Source organism: Rhizobacter sp. P2_H2, from assembly GCF_056403375.1.
Map to the genome: position 1 here is coordinate 1 of NZ_JBFUFP010001334.1, position 1,282 is coordinate 1,282.

The 1,282-nt window shown below is 70.6% G+C and carries 2 protein-coding genes; both read right to left on the reverse strand.

The features are described from left to right. A partial coding sequence (locus AC1D15_RS32860) for a Bug family tripartite tricarboxylate transporter substrate binding protein (protein WP_477829363.1) occupies nt 1–580 on the reverse strand: 580 nt, incomplete at its 3' end. Nucleotides 581–590: 10 nt separating this feature from the next. After that, on the reverse strand, nt 591–1,282 hold a 692-nt coding region (locus AC1D15_RS32865), incomplete at its 5' end, for a dihydrodipicolinate synthase family protein (RefSeq protein ID WP_477829364.1).

Consider the following 1,282-nt stretch of genomic DNA (forward strand, 5'->3'; position numbering starts at 1 on the left):
GGTCCTGGTAGGCCGGTGCGGACCCCTTGTAGGGCACGATGAGGTATTCCATCTGGCCGGCGCGGCGCAGCATCTCGGTGCTCAGGTGCCCGGCCGACCCGGTCGAGCCGATCGCGAAGGTCAGCTTGCCCGGGTGGGCGCGTGCGTAGGTCAGCAGGCCCTTGACGTCGTTGAACGGCAGGTTCTTGTTGACGGCGATCGCCAGCGGCGCCTTGGCCACCAGCGCCACCGGCGCAAAATCCTTGACCACGTCGTAGGCCGCGGTCTTCTGCGTCATCGGCGTGGTGGTGAAGGTCGACGCGCTGAACAGCAGCGTGTAGCCGTCGCCCGGTGCGCGGGCYACCGCCGAGGCGCCGATGGTGCCGGCACCGCCCGCGCGGTTGTCGACGATCACCGTCTGGCCGAGTTGCTGGCCGAGTTTCTGGGCCAGAAGACGGCCCACCACGTCGAGCGTGCCGCCGGGCGGGAAGGGGATGACCATCGTGATCGGCTTGGCGGGCCAGGGTTCGGCGCGGGCGCCGGCTCCCAGGCCGAGCAGTGCGGCGGCAGCGGCGCAAAGGAGGAAGTGTTGGCGGTTCATGTCGGTCTCCTCAGCGCTTGAGCAGGCCGGCCTGGGCGACCGCTGCACGCAGCGCGGCCATCTCGGCATCGTTCGGCGCCTCGGTGGGCGGGCGCACGGTCGGCGAGTCGAGCACGCCGGCCAGGTACATCCCCATCTTCATGCGCGCATGCGCCTCGCCGGTCGGTTCGCCGCCGCCGTAGACGGCATCCTTCAGCGGCGTGATGACGGCCTGCACCGCGACGGCCCGCTTCAGGTCGCCGGCCTTCACGGCTTCCCACAGGTCGTTGATCAGGCTCGGGATGAAGGTCGCAAAGCCCACCAGCGCGCCGTCCACGCCTTGCACCATCGACGCCAGCAGGTACTCGTCGTGGCAGGTGAGGATCGCCTTGCTCGCATCGGCCTGGCGGATGGCGGCGATGTCGGCGGCGTACTTGTTCATGTCGCGCTGCCCCACCTTGAAGGCGGCGACGGCGGGCAGGCGGGCCAGCTCCGCCAGCGTGGCCGACGAGTACGACGCGCGCGTCCACGCCGGGTAGACGTGCGCCACCAGGTCGAGCCCGACCGAGGCGATGGCCTCGAAGTAGCGCGTCACGTGGTCGGGGCGAAAACCGAAGCGCAGCCAGTGGTGCGGCGGCATCACGTCCAGCGCCTTGGCACCGGCTTCGCGCGCCATCGCGGCCTGCTCGGTGGCGTCGCGCGTGCCTTCGCAGACGATCGACG